Origin of the sequence: Maribacter sedimenticola (assembly GCF_900188415.1) — a bacterium.
In the GTDB taxonomy this organism is placed as follows: Bacteria; Bacteroidota; Bacteroidia; order Flavobacteriales; family Flavobacteriaceae; genus Maribacter; species Maribacter sedimenticola.
The window spans coordinates 241,161-256,882 of the sequence record NZ_FZNV01000003.1; the positions used below are offsets into that span (position 1 = coordinate 241,161).

Consider the following 15,722-nt stretch of genomic DNA (forward strand, 5'->3'; position numbering starts at 1 on the left):
ACATGTTTATATTCGATGCCCATTTAGACCTATCCATGAATGCCATGGAGTGGAACCGCGACCTTACTTGGTCTGTTGAAGATATTAGAAATGGTGAGCAAGGTATGACCGACAAACCGGATAGAGGTAACAATACAGTATCGTTAGATGCTATGCGAAAAGGTAATATAGGACTCTGTATGGCAACGCAAATTGCCCGTTATGTCCATAAGGACAATACACTACCGGGGTGGAAATCACCCCAACAGGCCTGGGCACAGACACAAGGGCAACTGGCATGGTACAAAAGCATGGAAGATGCTAAAGAAATGGTTCAAATCACCAACAAAATTCAACTTGATGCGCACCTGGAACTTTGGAAAACCGATAATGAAAAGAAACCTATTGGCTATATATTAAGTTTAGAAGGTGCAGATTCTATTATCGACATCTCATACTTAAAACGTTCATATGATCAAGGGTTACGCGCCATTGGCCCCGCACATTATGGCCCCGGCACATATGCCCATGGTACCAACTCATCTGGTGGTATCGGTACCAAAGGAAGAGCGCTATTAAAGGAAATTCAACGTTTAGGAATAATTTTAGACGTAACCCATCTATGCGATATCAGTTTTTGGGAAACTATGGTGAACTATGAGGGTCCTCTTTGGGCCAGCCACAATAATTGCAGGGCCTTGGTTAACCACCATAGGCAATTTACAGATGAACAGATTAAGGAAATTATATCACGTAAAGGTGTTATTGGTGTTGTACTTGATGCTTGGATGATGGCTCCAAATTGGGAAAGAGGGGTTTCTACACCGCAATCTGCAGGGGTAAGTCTACAGCAAATGCTCGATAATATCGATCACATTTGTCAACTAGCCGGTAATGCCAATCATGTAGGCATTGGTTCTGACCTAGATGGCGGATTTGGAAAAGAACAAGGTCCTGCCGATGTAGATACCATTGCAGATTTGCAAAAATGTGTTCATTTATTAGAAAACAGAGGGTATGCACCTCAAGACATTGAGAAAATAATGAGCGGAAATTTCATTTCATTCTTAAGGGAAAACTTAAAATAATGTATTGAAAATATTATACGCATATTTAGTCTCACTCATATTATTACTCGGGCTTTCGGAGCAAAAACAAGAAAAAGACAGCGACTAACACTGCTAACAGCTACATTTCAACGAATTATATGACAATGAATTAATTTTTAACGAAGCCTTAAGTGCCCATGGCAGGGTATTTGTTATCTTTATTTCATCATATTGAGTAATAAATGAGAAATTCTTTTTTTCTTTTAATAATTATGGTTTGTTGTGCATTAACCAAGGTTTCCGCACAGTCCGAATTTCCTACTCCAAAACCCTTAAAAATTGAGGCGGCAAAACCTATTGAGCCGCAAGGCAAGACAAGTACGGGCAATGCTTTAAATATGCCTTCTCTGATCAAGGAACAGCCCAATATTGATATGAAATCCAGAAATCCGGTAAAAATGTTGCCCGATGAAGAATTGGTACAGGCAGGCACGGGCATGAAGATTGATCCAAGGGTTGGTCCTGGAGAGCGCCTAAATGGATCTGGACAATTTTTTGCAGACCAGTATTTAGGAGATATTAAAAGTAACGGAAAATATATTGGCATTGTTTGTAGAGATCATGAATATGTAGACGGTGACCGTGTTAAGATTTATATGAACGATATGGTCATTGAGCAAAATCTATTACTGACCGGAGCTTTTAAAGGAATTAATGTAGACCTACAAGATGGCTTTAACCGTTTGGACTTTGAAGCTTTGAACCACGGTTCCTCTGCACCTAACACCGCACAGGTAGATGTTTACAATGATAAAGGAGAGCTGATCTACTCTAACAAATGGTTATTATCCGCAGGTTCCAAGGCTACTTTGATCGTTACCAAAGAATCAATGTAGTCCTAATTTTTACTTAGTTCTTTTACTTACCAGGAACATACGTGCGTTTTGCATTTTTTAGAACATCATTACGATAATAAAGTACTTCTTTCCAATTTACATTCCTGTAACTATCAATCTGATCGTTAAAATGTGGCGAACCGGGATTACCACTTTGTCCGCCTGCCAGAATACTTTTAGCCTTAACCGTATCCCCAAATTCAACAACTGCGGCAAAACTGTTGCCCCTTGTACCATATAATTTTTTAGCACCATCCGTTGTATACCGAGCGCCATAAGCGGCCAATGCCCCCCACCTACCGGATGCAAAGCCTATAGGAATGCTTGGTTGTGCATCATCAAAATGTTGTACGATATCTCCTGTAGTTCGCTGATATCTATTTACCGCTCCCCACGGCATTTTCCACGTACCAAAATCCGCCGTTAGTTCATCAATCACCTCTTCAAATATCTTTAATGCTTCTTCTGTATGTGTGCCAAAATAAATCATACGTTCCATGTCACTCAACCCTTCCGGATGCGCTGCCCTACTGCCCATTGCCGTTCCATAAAAGTGGGCCAAGGTAATAGCTACTTGATCTTCTCCAGTAGTGTAATCCCAATCTTCTAAAATTTTTATTGGTTCCCTTAATTTTGGGTTTTTATCGTCATGCGAATTATAAGCCTTTACCAATCCAGGAATGAGCGCCTTAAAGGCTGGTAAAAATGGATCATGTGCCAATTGAATTAAACTATCTATGGTATATCCTTTACGATCTTTCAATAAGTCAATAGCATGTACTCCCCTAAAATTCTCTTGATCCCTGGACATATAATAGGGGTAATCTTCTTTGCTAGGACTAAATTCCAACGCTGCAGTATACGGAGTGGAATTACAATTCTGGATCCAACCATTTTCAGGATTTTTTATTAGAATATTTTCATCTACCGTATGCAATCCTTGCCAATCTGTCTTAGGGTCACTACCATCTACAGGTTGGGAATAGTTGAACTGAACGTCTCTTTTTGGAACAAAATTTCCATGAAAATATGCAATGTTGCCTTCCGCATCTGCATAAACCGTATTGTTGCTTGAGTTGGTTCGGATATCCATCATGGTCCTAAAACCCTTGTATCCACTTTGTTTTGTACGGATAAACGATTGTTCCAAAGCTTTTACAGGTTCCCACATCATGGCAGATGCCGTCCATTGCCCATCGGCAACATGGGTTATGGGTCCGTGGTGCGTTCTGTATGCAGGAAATTTTTTCTCTTTCAATACTTCTCCATCCAAATACTTCAAAAGTATTTCAGACGATGCTACAGGACGTAATTCTTCTCCGTATTGATACATCAATTCGTCATCGTTTTTTATAATCGTTTCCTTGAATTCATCCATAACATCAGTATAGGTTGATGTATGCATCCATCCGGTTTTTTCGTTAAATCCTTGGTAAACGAAAAACTGGCCCCAAGTTACTGCACCATAGGCGTTTAATCCCTCTTCAGAAACTACATGAACTTCTCCCCTAAAATAAAACGAGGTATGCGGATTGATCAATAATAAAGGATTACCGGACCGTGTCAGCTTACCCGAAATTGCAATTCCGTTAGAACCTTGAGGCTCCTCCACTTCCTTCTCTTTATTTAATTGCAACATTTCCATCTTGGGCAGCTCCATATCACTCTCATAAAAAGCGGCGATCTTCCTAGTAGAAATGCGCTCAATATCCCCACCAATAGAGCCTTCACTAAAATACATGGGCATCCATGGTTCAAAATGCGTCAGCAATTTCGGTTTTACTTCTGGGTGCGTATAGAGATAGTAATTTATTCCGTCTGCAAAAGCATCACATAATTCTTTTAACCAAGTAGGACTCTTTTCATAATTCGCTTTAGCTTCTTCTTCGGTCATAAAGAGTTTTGCGCGCAAATCGCTGTACAAGGCTTCTTCGCCATCTACTTCTGCCAATCTACCCGTTGCCCATATGTAGTTTTGCTCTACACGGTTAAAATCATCCTCGCACTGTGCATACAACAATCCAAAAACGGCATCTGCATCTGTCTTACCATAAATATGTGGCACACCATAACCATCCCTTATAATCTCAACATTTGCCGCTTGTGCCTCCCACTTATCCACTTTGGGGTTACCGGCTTTCTCCGTATTACAAGATAAAAATAGGATGAAGACCAACACATAAACTATTTTATTCATAACCACTATACTTTTATATCATTAAGGCTTATAAATGTACTTTATTTTACCAGCTGCCACTTGCACCACCACCGCCAGAACTGCCGCCCCCGCCAGAAAATGAACTAGAACTACCACCAGAAGAACGACTGCCCGAACCAAATGAATGGCTTCCTGATGAGGAGAATGTTTTTCTATAATAAGTCTTGTCATTTTTTAACCATGAAATACTTAGTTTGTCCTTGCCCGTTATTTTTAGTTTTATAAATGCAATGATAGCCGCTATACCAAAAAAGGGTAACAACAGCCATAATAAAAGCTTTGGTTCATCAAAAATTTGCATGACCATATCTTGGTCAGACGTATAAATACTATATGCAATGAACAAAGGAATTACCATGAACACCATACCAAACAAAGTTGATATAGAGCCTCCTAATAACATAAAAATACCGGGCAGTACACCTAACTTACCAATGAACACCCCTCTAAACACCTCTATTACGTTTTGATAACTCCTAAAGAAGAAAAAACCACCTACACCCATGAATATGGAAAGAAAAACACCAAGGAAGATGTTCATGTAAAGTTTTTCCTTGTCATGTTCATCAGCTATTTCTTGTTTAAATTCTTCTAATGCTTCGGGGTCATTAAGAAATTCAATAAGCTGATTCGTCGCATGATCAATACCATTAAAATATGCCTCTTCCTTAAAATTAGGAATCATGGTATTTCTTATGATTCTTGAGGCAACGGCATCGGTAATATAAGGCTCTAACCCATAACCTACCTCTATTCTTACTTCTCGGTCCAATTCTGAAAATAGAATCAGTAGTCCGTTATCTTTTCCTTCTTGACCAATTCCGTTTTGGTTGAACAGCCCATTGGCATAAGTCTCAATGGTTTCATAACCTAGTTGCTCTATAGTTACAATGACCAATTGATTGGTAGTAGCGGTTTCAAAATCTACCAAACGCTGATTTAAATCCATTTCTTGCTCTGGCGTAAAAATGTAGGCACTATCGGTTACAAAATCACGCAGCTCATAATAGTGTTCTTGAGCATTGGCACACAAACCAATTAGAAGAAAAAAGAAGATCGTTTTTTTAAACATTGAGCGGTAGTCTAGTTACTCAAATATAAAAACCTTTATCGATACCTTACAGCAATATCAAAATCTATTCTAGATTCGGTTAAACTTTAGAATTGAAGTAACTTGCGATTCATTACCGGTAGGTCTTGACCGGACATTAAAAACCAAACAAATTACCCCAATGGCAGAGAAAAAAGTAAGTATACTAACCGCATTTAAAACTATTATTTGGCCCAGAAGAAAACTTGTGTTATTGGGTTTATTATTGATCGTTATCAGTAAAGCGGCCAGTTTTGTGGCTCCGGTATCCTTGCGTTATTTTCTGGATGATATTGTTCCCAATAAAGATTATGATCTGTTAAAAGTTTTGGTGGCCGTGGTTATCCTATCCTTTTTGGTTCAGGCGGTCATGTCCTTTTTATTGACCAAAGTTCTTAGTATACAGGCCCAATATATGATTTCCGAACTACGAGCACAGGTTCAAAAACAAGTTCTTTCCTTACCCATACGTTTTTTTGACAATACAAAATCAGGTGCGTTAGTATCCAGGATAATGAGCGATGTGGAAGGTGTACGTAATTTGATCGGTACCGGACTCGTACAATTGGTAGGAGGTACCATTACGGCGGTGGTTTCACTCATTTTATTATTGAGAATTAGCCCAACCATGACCTTGCTTACCTTTATACCTCTTATTCTTTTTGCCCTTATAGCGCTAAAAGCATTTAAAATTATACGACCTGTTTTTAGGGAACGTGGAAAAATTAATGCGGAAGTAAAGGGTAGGTTGACCGAAACCCTTGGAGGTATACGTGTCATTAAAGGTTTTAATGCTGAAGAACAAGAGAGTAAGGTTTTTGAGGAAGGTGTTGACCGTTTGTATCAAAATGTGAAGAAAAGTTTGACCGCGACCGCAATTATGACCAGTTCATCCACATTTTTACTAGGCCTTGCTACTACGGGCATAATGATGGGGTTTGGAGGGTATAAGATGATGCAAGGAGAATTGACCACCGGCGAGTATTTTGAATTTACATTTTTACTTGCGCTCATGGTGGCCCCTATTGTTCAAATGAGCAATATTGGGAGTCAATTGACCGAAGCCTTGGCCGGATTGGACCGTACCGAAGAATTGATGAACAAAGTATCTGAATCTGATGAAAAGAACCGTACGATCAACCTGAGCAATATAAAAGGAGACATGGTTTTCAATGATGTGTCCTTTGCATACGAGGAGGACAAGGAGGTTTTGCACAACATAAGTTTTGAAGCGAAATCTGGTGACGTCATTGCCTTGGTGGGTAGTTCAGGGTCAGGAAAATCTACTATTGCTGGCTTGGCCGCAAGTTTTTTAAATCCAGACTCAGGAGAGATTACCATTGATGGGGTCGATATGGCCAAAGTGGACCTGACAAGTTTTAGAAAATACTTGGGAGTGGTTCTGCAGGATGATTTTTTATTTGAAGGAAGTATTAAGGAAAACATTCTTTTTCCAAGACCCGATGCTTCTGAGCAAGAATTACAGGATGCAATCAAAGCGGCTTATGTTAATGAATTTACAGATCGCTTTGAGGATGGTTTGGATACCGTAATAGGAGAGCGTGGTGTAAAGCTATCTGGTGGGCAACGGCAACGCATAGCCATTGCAAGGGCCGTACTGGCCAACCCAAGAATCTTGATTTTGGACGAGGCAACCTCAAATCTGGATACCGAAAGTGAATCATTAATACAAAAAAGTTTGGCCGAACTTACCAAGGGAAGAACAACCTTTGTCATAGCCCACCGCTTGAGCACCATTAGAAAGGCCAATCAAATTTTGGTCATTGAAAACGGACGTATTGCAGAACAGGGCACCCATGAAGAACTGATTGCCAAAGAAGGCAGATACCATAACTTGTTCACCTATCAGGCAAGGATATAAGATTGTTGTTGTTGGTTGTTGGTTGTTGGTTGTTGGTTGTTGGAAAATAAAAATATGTCAATTCGAGTGAATTGTCCAAGTATAAAAAATTTGTATCGAGAACACTCATTTATATCTCAGATATTCTCGATACACTTTTATATGTATGCTTTACTTTAAACTACAATCACGCGAAATGACTATAGTTCTGAAAAACCATTGTATTGTTTAGCTGATAAGAAACAGTTATACATCCTCTGGAGCTAGCTCTACTTTGAGTCCGTCCATTACTTCAGAAATATGCAATTGACAACCTAAACGCGAATTTTCCTTAACATTAAAAGCTTCGGACAACATAGCTTCTTCGTCATCGCTCATTTCCGGCAATTCGTGGTCAGATTCCACATAACACTGGCAAGACGCGCACATGGCCATACCTCCACAAATACCTATGGTTCCTTCTGGCGCCAGTTCATACGAACGTACCACTTCCATAAGGTTCATATTCATATCCGTAGGAGCATCTATTTCATGAGTTACTCCGTCGCGGTCTATTATTGTAATTTTTATATCGGTCATTAAAAGGATTTAGTAGTTAGGCTTTAGTGAACTAGTTTAGTTTATTCACTGAATTAGCACGTAAAATATTCTAGAAATTTTATTTGACTTTTCAATTAACTCAACTGTTTTTCTTATAAATAATTGACGCTTCAAGTTTAAAGATTTTTTAGTAACTAAAACTCCTAAATCTTGTGATTTTTACCACACCATTAAATCTTCCAAAATCTGATTTGTCATCTTAACCAATTCACTATTTCACCAACACACCAATTCACAACTTTACTCAATCTTCTTCACCACCGCTTTAGGCGCTTCTTTTTTAGTTCCGTCAAAACCGCTTACGCCGCCTACCGTGGTATATTTCATAACGTACTTTTTATCTGGGTGAATTTTCTGGAAAGCACTTTGGCACATTAGTGTAGCCTCATGAAAACCGCAAAGAATGAGTTTTAATTTTCCAGGATATGTATTTACATCACCAATGGCATAAATACCGGGAATATTGGTCTGATAATCAAATGTATCTACCTTAATTGCATTCTTTTCTATTTCTAGTCCCCAATCGCCAATAGGTCCCAGTTTTGGGGATAGTCCAAACAAGGGTATAAAATGATCAACCTCCAAAAACATTTCTTCCTTTGCTTCGGAAATTTTTCTGACCAGTACGGATTCTAACTTATTTTCCCCATTTAAACCTATGATTTCCGCTGGTGTAATTAAATTTAATTTTCCTTGGTTTTTTAGTTCCTGAACTTTTTCAACAGAATCCAGTGCTCCCCTAAATTCATTTCTTCTATGTATCAAGGTTACCTCAGAGGCTATATCTGCCAAAAAAATACTCCAGTCCAGTGCAGAATCGCCACCCCCGGCAATGACCACCCTTTTATTACGGTACACTTCAGGGTCCTTGATCATGTAAGCAACACCGTTGTCCTCATATTTGGACAGGTTATCCAACAGGGGTTTTCTAGGCTCAAAACTGCCCAACCCACCGGCGATTGCCACAATAGGGGCATGGTGTTCCGTTCCCTTATTTGTGGTGACCACAAAAGTACCGTCGTCTAATTTCTTAATGGTTTCCGCTCTTTCACCCAATGTAAATCCGGGCTGAAAGGATTTTATCTGTTCCATTAAGTTATTTACTAAATCCCCGGCCAAGATCTCTGGAAATCCGGGAATATCATATATGGGCTTTTTGGGGTAGATTTCAGCACATTGACCACCTGCCTGTGGCAAGGCATCGATCAGATGACATTTTAATTTTAATAGTCCTGCTTCAAAAACGGCAAAAAGACCCGTAGGTCCTGCGCCAATTATCAATATATCGGTCTTAATCATTGAAGAAATCGTTTACGCCTTTCAAAATTATAAATCCATTGATTCATAAATTATGATTTTCATCAGGATTTAACCACCTATATTAATTACGTTCTGTATTTGTGGCGCATATTTCTTAATGGTCATTTCCACACCGCTTTTAAGGGTCATTTGATTGACGCTGCAACCAACACAAGCGCCTTCTAACCTTACGGTTACCGACTCTTCCTCAACAGAGATTAGGCTTATGTCACCCCCATCACTCTGTAAAAAAGGTCTAATTTCAGCCAATGCTTTTTCAACATTCAATGTTAGTTCTTCAAACGTCATATCTACTATTTCTTAACTGCAGCACAACCTGCCATTGTTGTAATCTTTATTGCTTCCGTAGGTGGTAAAGTCTTATTTCTACCTACAACTTCCTGTACTACCTGCTTGGTAATCTCCTCAAATGCAGATTCTACAGGTGTTTGCGTCTGTAAAGCGGCCGGTCTTCCTACATCACCCGCTTCACGAATACTTTGCACCAAAGGTATTTCTCCCAAGAAAGGTACGTTTAAATCTTCTGATAGATGCTTGGCACCTTCCTTACCGAAAATATAGTATTTATTCTCCGGTAATTCCGCAGGTGTAAAATAGGCCATATTCTCAATAATTCCCAATACCGGAACATTAATGGACGCTTGTTGGAACATAGCAACCCCCTTTCTTGCATCTGCAAGGGCCACTTCCTGTGGGGTACTGACTACAACGGCTCCCGTAACCGGTAGCGACTGCATTATACTTAAATGAATATCTCCCGTACCCGGTGGAAGATCGATCAGCATAAAATCCAATTCGCCCCAATGTGCATCAAAAATCATTTGGTTCAAAGCCTTACTGGCCATTGGCCCTCTCCAAATTACCGCTTGATCTCTTTGGGTAAAAAACCCTATCGATAACAATTTAACCCCATAGCTTTCTACAGGTTTCATTTTAGATTTACCCGCTACATTTACCGCCAATGGTTTTTCATTGGCAACATCAAACATAATGGGCATGGAGGGTCCATAAATATCAGCATCCAAAAGGCCAACCTTAAATCCCATTTTTGCAAGGGTTACCGCTAAATTAGCGGTAACGGTAGACTTGCCCACTCCCCCTTTACCGGAGGCAACAGCAATTATATTGGTAATACCTGGAATTGGTTTCCCCTTTATTTCATTGACCTTATTGGGCTTTGCCGCAGGGGCTTCCACCTTTACATTGATCTTGATCTTAGCTTTTTCATAGACTTCCCTATGTATAATCTTTAAAATCTCGACCTCCGTTTTCTTTCGCGCCTGTAAACTTGGGTTCTTAATCGTTATATCTACCTCAACCTCATCACCAAAAATTTGAACATTGGTTACCGAACCACTCTCTACCATATTCTGACCTTCACCAGGCACTGTAATATGCTCTAAAGCTTTAAGGACATCTTTTTTCTCTATCTTCATTATATAAATTCATTCTTGACCTGCCCGTTTGCAAGTAGGCTACAAAGATAATCCTTAGATGTTAGATTATGAAGTTAGCGTATTGAAAATGAAGATGCCATTATAAATAGAATCTGTTATTGCCATAAGTTAAATTCTTACGGAATTCTGGCTTTTTCAATAAGCGGAACCTAGCAAAATCTGTACCTTAGAATTCCAGCACAATTTAAATAATAGTACGCCCCAACCATGATACGCATAAGATCACTTTTTACATTTATAACACTCTGCTTTATTTTAGCCTGTTCAGGCACCAAAAATCAATTTTCAAAAAAAGATGTTCAACGCTCCCAAAAACTTGTAGGCCTCAATTTTGACAAAAAATATATAGATACCCTTTATCCCTACCTACAGCGAAATAAAGAAGGGTTTGACAGTTTAAGAAAATACACTTTGGATGCCAACACCATTCCTGCCGTACAGTTTAACCCGCTACCCTTGAATTTTATTCCGCGTGCGCACAAAGGTTTTCCTGATTGGGAAATACCTGAAGATGTTGCTCTTCCTGCAAAAGAAGCCGATCTGGCCTTTTTTACCATTCCAGAACTAGCATCCCTTATTAAAAACAAAAAAATAAGTTCCGTAAAACTTACGCAGTTCTTTATTGACCGATTAAAAAAATACAACCCCATACTTCAATGCACTATAACCATTACCGAAGAAATGGCACTAAAACAGGCGAAACTACTAGATGAAGAGCTTGCCGCAGGCCTTTACAGGGGTATCTTACACGGCATACCCTATGGAGTAAAGGACTTGATGGCAGTAGAGGGCTATAGAACCACATGGGGCGCCGCACCGTACAGAGACCAGGAAATTAATATGACGGCCACGGTGGTCAAGAAATTACAGGCTGCGGGTGGGGTTTTGGTAGCAAAATTGGTCTCCGGCTCCTTGGCTCGTGGTGATGTATGGTTCAATGGCAAGACCAAAAACCCATGGGATACGGATCAAGGGGCCTCTGGCTCCTCTGCAGGTTCCGGCGCAGCAACTTCGGCCGGATTGGTTCCTTTTGCATTGGGAACGGAAACATTGGGCTCTATAACCTCACCCAGTACCCGAAACGGAATAACAGGTTTACGCCCCACGTACGGTAGGGTAAGTAGGCATGGCGTAATGAGCTTAAGCTGGTCAATGGACAAAGTGGGACCTATGGCCAGAAGTGCAGAAGACTGTGCCATTGTGTATAGTGTAATAACCGGCAAGGATTCCCTGGACGCTATGACCATGGATTTTCCTGACGGATTTGACCCTACACGAAATTATCGGGATCTTAAAGTTGCCTACCTAAAGAAAGATATAGAAAAAGATTCCTCGCTTAGCAAGGCCAATGTAGAAAAAGCCATTAAGACCTTTATAGAGATGGGAATAGACCTACATGAAGTGGAATTGCCAAAGGATATACCCTACTCTAGCTTTGATGTTATCCTAAGAGCAGAAGCCGGTGCATTTTTTGACGACTTGGTCCGTTCTAAAAATGTGGACAAAATGGTGGAACAAGATCAACGCTCAAGGGCCAATTCTTTACGCCAGGCGCGTTTTATACCAGCGGTAGAATATTTACAGGCCAATAGGCATAGACAGATATTGATAGAGAAAATGCAGACAATCATGAAAAATTTCGATGTACTTATCTCGCCGTCATTTGGCAATAGGCAATTGATCATTACCAACCTTACCGGTCATCCTGCCATAGCCATACCAACAGGACTGGACAAGGAGAAACACCCAACAAGTATTACCTTGGTGGGCAACCTATATGACGAAGCAAGTATACTCTTACTTGCCAAAGCATTCCAAGACCAAACTACGTTCGATGAAATGCACCCGGAAGGGTATACAGATTAGTTGTTGGTTGTTAGATTATTGAACTTCCAAGTAAAGTCCAGAACTATTTGTTTTTAAATGGATTATGATAACCTCATTATTCAATTAAAAAATTGCAAATGGATACGCTAACTGATATTCGAAAATAACAGTCTTACCCTAAGGTTCTCAACTACGATCAAAATGAAATTCCGTGAAAATCCAATTTTCAATACAGTTAAATCTTTCTACCGTCCAAAAGATTGATAATTCTTGAACCATAGCCGGCATTTTTTTCTGAATGGGTTACTTGAATAATGGTTACACCATCTTCCTTGTTCAGTTTTTTGAACAGCTCCATAATTTCCTCACTTTGTTGCGAGTTTAAATTTCCGGTAGGCTCGTCGGCCAATATCAATTTTGGATTGCCGATCAATGCACGGGCTATACCTACCAATTGTTGTTGCCCTCCACTAAGCTGGGTCGGAAACAAATCTTTCTTGCCCACGATATTAAATCTATCCAACATATCCGCAACCAATGCCTTACGTTCAGAACCCTTTACTTTTTTATACAGCAAGGGCATTTCCAAATTTTCCTCTACCGTTAGGTCATCCAATAAATGGTAAGATTGAAACACAAAACCTATATATTCCTTATAAAGATTTGAACGATATTTTTCTTTTAGGGTATGCACGGATTCGCTTAAAAAATCATACTCTCCTTCGTCAAAAGTATCTAACATACCAATAACGTTAAGCAATGTAGATTTACCTGAACCTGATGGACCCATAATAGAAATGAACTCTCCTTCTGCAACCTCTAGATTTATATCCTTAAGCAAGAATACACGTTGCCCGCCTTGTTGAACCCATTTAAAAATATTTCTTAATTGTAATAACATCTTATATATAGTGAATTAGTTGATTAGTGATATAGTGTATAAGTGATTGATGGTTAAAATCATATTTATTATTCCGCTCTTAAACTTTTAACAGGATTTATATTAGCGGAATTTACCGTTTTTACCATCATAATCATCAATGAGACCAATACCATTGCCAATCCGCTGATGGCAAAAATCCACCAACTGATTTCTGTCTTATTGGCAAATTCCTGAAGCCAGATATATAATCCGTACCATGCAAGGGGTGCCGCAATGACAAATGCTATTAAAACCAGTTTTAAAAAGTCTTTTGACAGTAAGAAATTAAGCTGTATTAAATTGGCACCAAGCACCTTACGTATTCCTATTTCCTTGGTTCTACGTTCCGTGGTGTGTATGACCAGACCAAACAACCCTAAACAGCTGATCAGAATTGCAAGACCGGTAGCCCATTGTAACAAGATTGAGGTTTTTTGCTCACTTTCGTAAAAACGTTTTACGGTATCATCCATAAACGTGTATTCAAAATCAGATGACGGGTACAGCTTGTTCCAAATCGTTTCAATTTTAGAAAAAGTAGCAGGCCAATCACCCGTGTTTTTACTGCTCAATTTAAAATGAATGGTTTTGAACTGTGTCCACCTACCCCTGTAGGAACCTCCTGTGAACCCCATTGGGGCCACACCATATTTTAGGGAATGTTGGTTAAAATCATCCATTACTCCAACAATGGGCAAGTTTTCATCATCCACCTTTAGATTTTTGCCCACAATATCTTCTGGTTCCGTTATTCCCAACACTTTTAAATACGATCTGTTGACCACAAATTCCCGAATGGAATCGTTCAATGGCATTCTACCGGCCACCAACTTTAAATCATAAAGTTGAAAATAACGGGCATTACCGTACATCAATTGTAAATTAGAGTTTACTTCCTTATCCCCTTCAACGAACTTAACACCCATGCTCATTGTAGAAAATGATGCCGGCGGATTTCCAGAAAGTACCACCTGATCTACCCCCGGCAATTCCTCCATCTGGCGAACGAACCTTGTTCGTTTTACGGCAGAGGTATCTCGCCATGGTGTTCGGAAATACGCAATAGCCTCTGTTTTAAAGCCCATATCCTTTTTCATGATATAGTTCAATTGCTTACCCACCATTAATGTAGCAATGATAAATACCTGTGCAATGACAAATTGAAATACGGTTAAATATTTTCGTAACGAACCCTTATCCGAACTGGGTAGCACCCGCTGTTTCAACACAGAAACCGGTTTGTACTTGGACATGACAATAGCAGGATAAAAACCCGATAAGACCGTTACCAAGAACAACATGAGGATTATACCCATAATTATCCAAGGATTATAGAAAAGTTCAAAAGTGAGTCCCTTAGGTATGAAATCCGAAAATTGGGCAAGCAGCCACTTGGACAGGAAAAAAGAAAGTGTTGCAGCGGCCAAACTCAAAATGAACGTTTCTCCCAAGAATTGGAGTACCAACTGCTTCCTTGAACTTCCCAAGGTTTTTCTGATTCCTATTTCCTTTGCTCGTTGTATGGCTTGGGCCGTATTTAAGTTGATAAAGTTTATACATCCCAAAAGGACAAGAATCACCGCCAATATCAATAAACTTTTTAATGCCGATAACGAAGTGCGACTATCATCAAAATCAAATGTATGATAATTTGGATTTAAGTGAATATCCGCCAATGGTTGCAAATGGTACGCACTGGTTCTGCCTATGGCCACCATTTCCGGTTCATCATGTTCTTTTGCTATACGTGAAAGGGTTTCTTGAACCTTTACAGGGTCTGCCCCTTGGGATAATTTCACGAACAATTGAGAGGCCGAGTTGGTATTGTTCCAATTTGCTTCGTTCACGGCATTGGTCATATCTTGGATAGCAGCGGTTTTTAAAGAGATGAATTCTTCAAATACAATATCCGTTCTTCCTTTAAAATTTTCCACAATGCCCGATACTGTTGCCAAAATAGTATCATTATAGACTACGGAATTTCCTATAATATTTTGCAGTGCCTGATCGGGAAAATATTTTTTTGCCCGTTGCCGGCTCAAAACTACCCTATTTGGCTCCGTTAAAGCATTATCGCTATTACCCACCAACCATTGATAATCAAACACCTTAAAATAAGAGGGGGAGGCATAGGCCACAAATTCAGGATCTTTGAACAAGTGACCCGTTACCTTATTTTGTACATGTAACGGGAATGCTGTGAATATTGGGGCAACAGCATTCAACTCGTTCATTTTAAGGTCCACCAACGCTTGCGCCAATGGCACGGTTACGCCTGCATTGTAAAAATCTCCATCCGGACTTTTAAAGGACGTAGTAACCCTATATATTTTATCCCCATCTGGATGAAACTTATCAAAAGTAAGATCATAAAATACCATTGCCCCAATTACAAAAGCAGCGCTAAGACCAATAGAAAGCCCCAAAATGTTTATCAAGGAAAACACTTTATTTTTCCAAACATTACGAAATGCGATTTTTAAATAATTACGTAGCATATTGG

General features: G+C 39.6%; 12 protein-coding genes. 4 read left to right on the plus strand and 8 right to left on the minus strand.

Annotated features, from left to right (window positions below):
- The first annotated feature begins 2 nt into the window (after nucleotides 1-2).
- Nucleotides 3-1,067 (plus strand): dipeptidase, encoded by a 1,065-nt coding sequence (locus tag CHB68_RS10400; protein ID WP_089260819.1) that lies wholly within the window; start codon nucleotides 3-5, stop codon nucleotides 1,065-1,067.
- Between the two features lie 203 nt (nucleotides 1,068-1,270).
- Nucleotides 1,271-1,924, plus strand: coding sequence for a hypothetical protein (locus CHB68_RS10405; protein ID WP_089260820.1), 654 nt, complete (start codon nucleotides 1,271-1,273; stop codon nucleotides 1,922-1,924).
- Nucleotides 1,925-1,946: 22 nt separating this feature from the next.
- On the opposite strand, the gene CHB68_RS10410 is transcribed toward CHB68_RS10405, so the two are convergent.
- Together CHB68_RS10410 and CHB68_RS10415 are read right to left on the minus strand one after the other, a co-directional pair.
- Complete coding sequence (locus CHB68_RS10410) at nucleotides 1,947-4,121, minus strand: acylase (protein WP_089260821.1); 2,175 nt, start codon at nucleotides 4,119-4,121, stop codon at nucleotides 1,947-1,949.
- Nucleotides 4,122-4,167: 46 nt separating this feature from the next.
- The gene (locus tag CHB68_RS10415; RefSeq protein WP_089260822.1) at nucleotides 4,168-5,214 is read right to left on the minus strand and encodes a TPM domain-containing protein; all 1,047 of its coding nucleotides are present in this window, start codon (nucleotides 5,212-5,214) and stop codon (nucleotides 4,168-4,170) included.
- A gap of 160 nt (nucleotides 5,215-5,374) precedes the next feature.
- On the opposite strand from CHB68_RS10415, the gene CHB68_RS10420 reads away from it, so the two are divergent.
- Complete coding sequence (locus CHB68_RS10420; RefSeq protein ID WP_089260823.1) at nucleotides 5,375-7,114, plus strand: ABC transporter ATP-binding protein; 1,740 nt, start codon at nucleotides 5,375-5,377, stop codon at nucleotides 7,112-7,114.
- A gap of 225 nt (nucleotides 7,115-7,339) precedes the next feature.
- Here the strand turns inward: CHB68_RS10420 and CHB68_RS10425 are convergent, their stop codons facing one another.
- From CHB68_RS10425 to CHB68_RS10440, 4 genes are all read right to left on the minus strand, one after another.
- Nucleotides 7,340-7,672: a 2Fe-2S iron-sulfur cluster-binding family protein gene (locus CHB68_RS10425; RefSeq protein WP_089260824.1), complete on the minus strand. Its 333-nt coding sequence runs from the start codon at nucleotides 7,670-7,672 to the stop codon at nucleotides 7,340-7,342.
- Nucleotides 7,673-7,933: 261 nt separating this feature from the next.
- Complete coding sequence (locus tag CHB68_RS10430) at nucleotides 7,934-8,992, minus strand: NAD(P)/FAD-dependent oxidoreductase (protein ID WP_089260825.1); 1,059 nt, start codon at nucleotides 8,990-8,992, stop codon at nucleotides 7,934-7,936.
- Nucleotides 8,993-9,061: 69 nt separating this feature from the next.
- Nucleotides 9,062-9,301 carry a NifU family protein gene (locus tag CHB68_RS10435; protein WP_089260826.1) on the minus strand — a complete coding sequence of 80 codons (240 nt, stop codon included), beginning with the start codon at nucleotides 9,299-9,301 and terminating at the stop codon, nucleotides 9,062-9,064.
- Nucleotides 9,302-9,306: 5 nt separating this feature from the next.
- Nucleotides 9,307-10,449: an Mrp/NBP35 family ATP-binding protein gene (locus CHB68_RS10440; protein ID WP_089260827.1), complete on the minus strand. Its 1,143-nt coding sequence runs from the start codon at nucleotides 10,447-10,449 to the stop codon at nucleotides 9,307-9,309.
- Nucleotides 10,450-10,677: 228 nt separating this feature from the next.
- Here CHB68_RS10440 and CHB68_RS10445 point away from each other — a divergent pair, with 228 nt between their 5' ends.
- Nucleotides 10,678-12,336 carry an amidase gene (locus tag CHB68_RS10445; protein WP_089260828.1) on the plus strand — a complete coding sequence of 553 codons (1,659 nt, stop codon included), beginning with the start codon at nucleotides 10,678-10,680 and terminating at the stop codon, nucleotides 12,334-12,336.
- Nucleotides 12,337-12,532: 196 nt separating this feature from the next.
- On the opposite strand, the gene CHB68_RS10450 is transcribed toward CHB68_RS10445, so the two are convergent.
- Together CHB68_RS10450 and CHB68_RS10455 are read right to left on the minus strand one after the other, a co-directional pair.
- Nucleotides 12,533-13,198 (minus strand): ABC transporter ATP-binding protein, encoded by a 666-nt coding sequence (locus CHB68_RS10450; protein ID WP_089260829.1) that lies wholly within the window; start codon nucleotides 13,196-13,198, stop codon nucleotides 12,533-12,535.
- Nucleotides 13,199-13,266: 68 nt separating this feature from the next.
- Complete coding sequence (locus tag CHB68_RS10455; protein ID WP_089260830.1) at nucleotides 13,267-15,717, minus strand: ABC transporter permease; 2,451 nt, start codon at nucleotides 15,715-15,717, stop codon at nucleotides 13,267-13,269.
- Between the last annotated feature and the right edge of the window lie 5 nt (nucleotides 15,718-15,722).

Bases quoted from the DNA above. Each gene is read 5' to 3' on its own strand.
- CHB68_RS10400 (WP_089260819.1), top strand. From the start codon at position 3: ATGTTTATATTCGATGCCCATTTAGACCTATCCATGAATGCCATGGAG.
- CHB68_RS10405 (WP_089260820.1), top strand. From the start codon at position 1,271: ATGAGAAATTCTTTTTTTCTTTTAATAATTATGGTTTGTTGTGCATTA.
- CHB68_RS10410 (WP_089260821.1), bottom strand. From the start codon at position 4,121: ATGAATAAAATAGTTTATGTGTTGGTCTTCATCCTATTTTTATCTTGT.
- CHB68_RS10415 (WP_089260822.1), bottom strand. From the start codon at position 5,214: ATGTTTAAAAAAACGATCTTCTTTTTTCTTCTAATTGGTTTGTGTGCC.
- CHB68_RS10420 (WP_089260823.1), top strand. From the start codon at position 5,375: ATGGCAGAGAAAAAAGTAAGTATACTAACCGCATTTAAAACTATTATT.
- CHB68_RS10425 (WP_089260824.1), bottom strand. From the start codon at position 7,672: ATGACCGATATAAAAATTACAATAATAGACCGCGACGGAGTAACTCAT.
- CHB68_RS10430 (WP_089260825.1), bottom strand. From the start codon at position 8,992: ATGATTAAGACCGATATATTGATAATTGGCGCAGGACCTACGGGTCTT.
- CHB68_RS10435 (WP_089260826.1), bottom strand. From the start codon at position 9,301: ATGACGTTTGAAGAACTAACATTGAATGTTGAAAAAGCATTGGCTGAA.
- CHB68_RS10440 (WP_089260827.1), bottom strand. From the start codon at position 10,449: ATGAAGATAGAGAAAAAAGATGTCCTTAAAGCTTTAGAGCATATTACA.
- CHB68_RS10445 (WP_089260828.1), top strand. From the start codon at position 10,678: ATGATACGCATAAGATCACTTTTTACATTTATAACACTCTGCTTTATT.
- CHB68_RS10450 (WP_089260829.1), bottom strand. From the start codon at position 13,198: ATGTTATTACAATTAAGAAATATTTTTAAATGGGTTCAACAAGGCGGG.
- CHB68_RS10455 (WP_089260830.1), bottom strand. From the start codon at position 15,717: ATGCTACGTAATTATTTAAAAATCGCATTTCGTAATGTTTGGAAAAAT.